Source organism: Puniceicoccales bacterium (assembly GCA_031255005.1).
Classification (GTDB): Bacteria; Verrucomicrobiota; Verrucomicrobiia; order Opitutales; family LL51; genus JAIRTH01.
In genome coordinates this window covers 1-6,290 of the sequence record JAIRTH010000009.1, presented here as the reverse complement: position 1 = coordinate 6,290, position 6,290 = coordinate 1, and the positions used below count along the sequence as shown (strand labels likewise).

Genomic DNA, 6,290 nt, shown 5'->3' with positions numbered 1-6,290 from the left:
TTTAGTCAATACAAACTTCCATTATATAAAATTCAAAGATAATATGGGGACATCCTCAAATGTTAGCATATCATCTGTTGATGGTAAAGCAGTCACTGATGCTAGCGCCGTCGACAAATCACAAAAAAAAGAAATAGGCTCTATATCAGATCGAGTCGCTATAGCCGATGCCTTGATGGAAAAAATCATGTACGAGGATGAATGCAAAGCCAGTGAAAAAAAAAATTTAACATCCCATCGAAAATCTGGCGATGCAATTTGTTTAAATGTGTTGTCTGATCTGCTAGATGTGGTCATGCAAGATCTGGAACTTAATCCCCCGATCTTTAAAGAAAATGATTTGAAAAAATTGATGTCTGTATTCTGTCCAGACAAACTAGTCTTGCTTAAAGGTGAATTAAGCAACTCTAGTGTAAAAAAAGATATAATTAATGCCATAAAAGAAGGGATGAAAAGTGCAAGTGCCAATCCGGAAAAAATTTCAATATTTAAGCGTAGGTCTTTGGAAAATGTCATGGCATCCACATTACAATCCATGTCTGGTAGGGGTAGGCTTGGTTATAAAAATGCCACAATTTTTGGCAGAACAGAGAGATTGGCAGAAATTGGTAAAGCTTTAAAGATAACCGGTTATGTACTTGGTGGCATCGGTCTAGCGGCTTCTATTCTTACTGGAGCTGGTGGATGTTTGCTCATAGGTGGTGGTATTGGTATAGCTTTTTGTATAGGTGGTGCAAATTCAGAACTTAAGGGAAAAGCCACCAATGATATATCATTTAAATTTAAATTATTACACGCCATATCTGCTGCTACTAATTATTTGGCATTTATTGGGATTGTTACGAAATTTATTAAATCAAAGACTAATTTTGAATTACCTATCATAGGCTCATTGATTGCAAAGGTGAACACTTTTGCAAAAACAGTAGAAACTGTCGCTGATATAGGCATTAGATTGCAATCACTCATAGCCAGAGCAAAGGCAGATTTTAAATCTGATAGCAAGGTTAGCATTGGGTTTCGTGAAATTTGGGATATAATAAAAAGTAATAATTTAAGCCAAATTTCCCAAAAGATGAAAGATACATTTTCTTTGATACTAAGTCAGATGGGCGATGGAAAACTAGATTCCTATCTGGATGAGATGACGGCCATACTTAACTTAGTTTCGAAATTTACCAATGAATCTAGTGCTATTATCACAGGCATTGCAATGCAATATAATTCTGACGATAGCGTAAAAGATTCAAATACTGAGATTCCTCAAGAAGTAAGCGCGATACTTAACTCAGCAGCCGCTGCGATAGGCTATGCGCGCATTGCCATGGATATAGCGAATGTAGTCAACGATATGGCTAAGGAAGGAGAGACTGATATAAAAACGAGTATGGCTATGGTTAAGGAAATATTTACATATATGCAAAAGAATGTTGATTTTAATGAAAAAGATGTTGCAAAAATGATTACTGAAGCAGCGAAGAAAGGCGAAAGTGAGTCATTGAAGATATTAGAAAAATTAGGAGAAAAGTTCAGTGAAAATTCAATAAATAGATTTGTAACTAATCATGTAAATACAAATCATCGCGAATTAGCTGTATATAGAGATACAGCTAACAAATTAAGTCATTGTATAGATGAAGCCAAAAAAGAGGTGGAAAGTGTAATTAGCAATAACTCAACACAGGTTCAATCACAAGATTCTGCTTAGAATTTGCTGCCAATGTCATAGCCTGTTGATGGTCATAGGTCGTTGGTGGTCAATCATCATCACGATAACAAAATTAATGCGATGGCATCGGTTTTGGTCCCAATAAAAGTGGCGAATTTTTGTGGATTCATTTTTTTTAAAATATTATTTTTTGTTTTTTAGAGAACCATTTTTTCGGATTTATTACATATTTACCACGAACCAGGATGGTGTTTTCATATTTTTTCATATAAACTGGTCCATTTGGCTTCAAGTTCAGATAATTTTTTTTCCAACTCAGATAATTTTTTAAAAACATCTGATGAATAGCTATGATGTAGCATGGCTTCCAATTCTGATTTTTTCGAATTGCAGGTTTCTATTTCTGCTTCCAATTCCTTAAGCTTTTTTTCGTTCTTTCCATTTTTAGTCGATGTTTTGTGGCTGTTTCGTTGTGATTTCTCAGATTTTTTCTGAGAGTTACCAGATTCCTTTTGGTCGCGCAAAATGTGGTCAATATAATCATTTAGGTCGCCATCGAAGGGCTGGCATAGATGGTCTTTGACTATTAACAATTGATCGCAGGTGGCTTCGATGGTGTGAAAGTCATGAGTTACCAATATCAGTGCGCCGGTATATTTATTTATGGCATCGATAAGTGCTTCTCTTGCTTCTATATCTAGATGGTTTGTAGGTTCATCAAGAATTAAAATATGTGGAGAATTTCTTGTTATTACGGAGAGTAGCAGTCGAGTTTTTTCGCCGCCCGATAGCTTAGATACTTTCGTATCTGCTCGTTGCTGAGTCAACCCGAACCTGGCCAATTGGCTACGGACACTTTGCTCCTTTTCGCCAGGTAAGGCTGCACTCAATGTTTCGTAGGGTGTTTGATCTAATTGTAATTCATCTGTTTGCTGCTGAGAGAAATAGGCTGATTTTAGCCCTCTGGCAAATCCAATGGAGCCGGCCAAGGGGTTGATTCTATTAGCCATCAATTTTACTAGAGTTGATTTGCCATTGCCATTGGCGCCGAGTATGGCAATGCGATCAGTGATATCAATTTTCAGATTCACATCTCCAATGACAATCTTATCTCCATAGCCCACAGAACAACCCTTTATTTGAACTAGAAGTCGATCTATTACAGATGGTTGTGGGAATTCAAATTTGGTAGAACGTTCCGGCGGGATTTTTGGAAGTGCTTCCATTTTTTCCAACATTTTTATCCGACTTTGGGCCTGTTTGGCCTTTGAAGCCTTGTATCTAAATCTATCCACGAAGGCCTGCAGATGTTTGCGCGAAGTTTCCTGCTTTTCTATATTTTTCGACAATTCCTGCAATCTCCTTGCCCGGGTTTCTTCGAAGGTGTCGTAGTTGCCAGAGTAAAGTTTGATGGAAGAATTGCTCACGTGCAAGATCTTATCGCATAGGCTGTTTAATAAATCGCGTTCATGGCTTATGACTAAAATTGATTTATTTAGCTTGCATAGATAGTTTTTCAACCAGGCGCAGGTTTCAAAATCCAGATGATTTGTGGGTTCATCCAACAATAAAATATCCGATGGTGCGAAGAGAGTTGCGGCCAGAGCAGCCCGGACCTGCCAGCCACCTGAAAATTCAGAAAGTGGTTTCAATATATCGCTTGATGAAAATCCCAGGCCGGCCAGTATGGCCGAAGCCTGACTCTCGGCAGTAAATCCACCAATGGTTTCGAATTGTTCGTATAATTCTGCCAAAGCCGCGCCATCTTCTTCATTATCTATCATGAATTTGAGGTTTATCAGTTCGGCGTTAGAAGATAACACGAGATCCAATATCGTTTGGTTTTTATCAGGCAATTCCTGATGGACTGTCACAACTTTTTGCCTATTTGGAATGATTATTTCACCGCCATCCAAAGATTCTTTTCCGAGGATTAATCGAAACAATGTCGTTTTACCACAGCCATTATGTCCGACCACACCAATTTTTGAGTTATCTGGAATAGAGACAGATATGTCGTCGAAAAGTACACGGCTGCCTAGATTAAATGTTAAATTTTTTATGTTGATCATGGTCGATTGCCGCCTTAGCATAAAAGGCTGTAGTGGCGAAATCAATAAGATTTTGCCCAAATTACCTGATGTTTGTTTGGATTGCCGGTGAATGGGCATTTCCCTGAATTGTAACTGTCTTGCAGGATGCATCTTAGTGTTACACCAAGGTCTTTTTTTATGCGTTCTTCGATTTCCTTTGATCCAGCCCAGAAGGATTTAGCAAAGCCGCTGGCTTGATTTTTATTGCTAAAAAATTCCTGAAATTCTTTTTCTGAGTTCATTTCTATGGTATTTTTTTCTCGAAATGCCAAAGCTTTATTGAACATGCTATCCTGTATGGAACTTAGTATCGTTGGAAGATCTTGAATGAAATTTGATAATTTTTCCGATGTTTTTGTCAAATTATCTCGGCGAGTATAGGTGATGGATTCGTTGGCTATGTCCCTTTTACCTACTTCTATAATAATTGGAACACCTTTTTTTATCCAACTCCATAATTTATCGCCACCGCGTAGATCTCTGTCGTCGATTTCAATCTTTATGGCTTTATCATTAAAAATCTTTTCCGCCATCTTCTGGCTCAATTCATCACAATTTTTTAGTATTTCATTTTTGGAGGATTCGCTATGGATAATAGGCAATATAACCACTTGGAGTGGAGCCAGCTTTGGCGGTAAGATTAGGCCATCGTCATCCGAATGAGTCATGATGAGGCCGCCCATCAGGCGGGTCGATACTCCCCAGGAAGTGGTCCAGGCAAAGTCTTCCGAGCCATCTCGGGTTGTGAATTTTATGTTCGCTGCTCGGGAAAAATTTTGGCCCAAGAAATGGGATGTGCCAGCTTGGAGAGCTTTTTTGTCTTGCATCATCGCCTCGATGCAATAGGTATCTACCGCTCCTGGAAATCGTTCTGAGTCACTCTTACGGCCACAAATGACCGGCATGGCTGCAAAATCTTCGGCAAATTTTTTGTAGCATTCCAACATACGCTGGGTTTCTTCGATGGCTTCTTCTGACGTTTCATGTGCTGTATGTCCTTCTTGCCAAAGAAATTCTGATGTTCGAAGAAACATTCGTGTCCGCATTTCCCAGCGTACCACATTGGCCCATTGATTGATCAATAGAGGTAAATCTCTATAGGATTGGATCCATTTCGCAAATGATTCTCCGATAATGGTTTCAGAAGTTGGTCTGACGATTAGTGGTTCTTCCAAAGGTGAAGCCGGAATCAACATTCCTAATTCGTTAGTTTCTAGGCGGGAATGGGTTACCACGGCGCATTCTTTGGCAAATCCTTCCACATGCTCGGCTTCTTTGGCCAAAAGTCTGAGAGGAATGAATAGCGGAAAGTAGGCATTTTTATGGCCAGTGGCCTTGAACATGCCATCTAAAGCAGCGGTCATATTTTCCCAAATCGCGTAACCCCAAGGTTTTATTACCATGCATCCCCGGACCACACTGGGCTCAGCCAGGTCTGCGGCGATGATGATTTGTTGATACCATTCCGGATAGTTTTCCGACCGTGATGGAGAGATTGCATGTTTTTTGCTCATATTTTCAGCGAATTTAGTGAATCTAATAGGAATTTAAGTTCAATCTGTTTTTTTAGATTTTCTTCTAGTAATTTTTTGGCGCCCTGGATAACCTGTGGTGGAGCCTTGCTCATGAATAGGCTATCATTCAATTTTGATTGATTTTTCGCTATCAATTGGGTGATTTTTTGAAGTTCGTCGAAGATTTTTTGTTTTTCATTGGCCAAATCTATTTGTCCGGCCAGATCCATATATATCACTATGGCAGAACTTAGGGTTGCTGGCAGGTCCATGGGCGAATCAGTTTCTATGAGTTTTTCTGCACCAATGAAATGCTGAATAATTTTGCCGTGTCGGACCAGGATGGCCTTCGGATCATCGGCTGCTTTATAATAAAAAGTCAGGTCTTTTTTGGCGGCCAATCCATATTTGGATTTCAAAGATCTGGCTGATGATATAAATTCTCTAACCACAGCAACTTCAAGCAGAGAATCTTCGCTCAATTCTAGGCCGATGGCATTTATATTTCTTAATAGGTCTGTCGGTGTAGCTAATTTTACATCGTTTATGAATCCACTTCCATAGCCTGCTGCGTGCCATAATTCCTCGGTTATGAATGGGATAAATGGATGCAAGACCAGTAGACATTGCCTTAGAATTAGATCGTATATTGCAATGGTCGATGGGCTTCGGTTTATCTTAGATACTTCCAGGTACCAGTCACAAAAGTCTTTCCAGAAGAACGCGTAAATTATCTGTACGGCCTTATTGAATTCATATTCAGCCAAGGCTTCTTCGAATTCTACTAGGCTCTTTAACATTTGGGTCAATATGGCCACATCTATCTGGGAAATTTTCTTAGGATCTATTTTGGAAAAAATTCCTTCGATGGTCTTATCTTGTTCTGCAAAAGAAGTTTGTCTAAACCGAAAGGCGTTCCACAGTTTATTGCAAAAATTTCGGCCAAATTCTACCCGCTCTTCGGAAAATAAAACATCCTGACCCTGGGGAGCCATGGACAATAGCCCGAATCTC

The 6,290-nt window shown here is 39.3% G+C and carries 4 protein-coding genes; 1 reads left to right on the top strand and 3 read right to left on the bottom strand.

What is annotated here, in order from left to right; genetic code table 11:
* The coding region (locus tag LBH49_00945) for a hypothetical protein (protein ID MDR0351201.1) at positions 1–1,708 on the top strand (1,708 nt) is incomplete at its 5' end.
* Between the two features lie 215 nt (positions 1,709–1,923).
* On the opposite strand, the gene LBH49_00940 is transcribed toward LBH49_00945, so the two are convergent.
* The 3 genes from LBH49_00940 to LBH49_00930 all read right to left on the bottom strand — a co-directional run.
* Positions 1,924–3,762, bottom strand: coding sequence for an ABC-F family ATP-binding cassette domain-containing protein (locus tag LBH49_00940; GenBank protein ID MDR0351200.1), 1,839 nt, complete (start codon positions 3,760–3,762; stop codon positions 1,924–1,926).
* A gap of 20 nt (positions 3,763–3,782) precedes the next feature.
* Positions 3,783–5,276, bottom strand: a complete 1,494-nt coding sequence (gene proS / locus LBH49_00935) for a proline--tRNA ligase (GenBank protein MDR0351199.1) — start codon at positions 5,274–5,276, stop codon at positions 3,783–3,785.
* Positions 5,273–6,290: class I tRNA ligase family protein (locus LBH49_00930; protein MDR0351198.1), on the bottom strand; the 1,018-nt coding region annotated here is incomplete at its 5' end. The genes LBH49_00930 and proS, both read right to left, overlap by 4 nt.

Bases quoted from the DNA above. Each gene is read 5' to 3' on its own strand.
- LBH49_00940 (MDR0351200.1), bottom strand. From the start codon at position 3,762: ATGCTAAGGCGGCAATCGACCATGATCAACATAAAAAATTTAACATTT.
- proS (MDR0351199.1), bottom strand. From the start codon at position 5,276: ATGAGCAAAAAACATGCAATCTCTCCATCACGGTCGGAAAACTATCCG.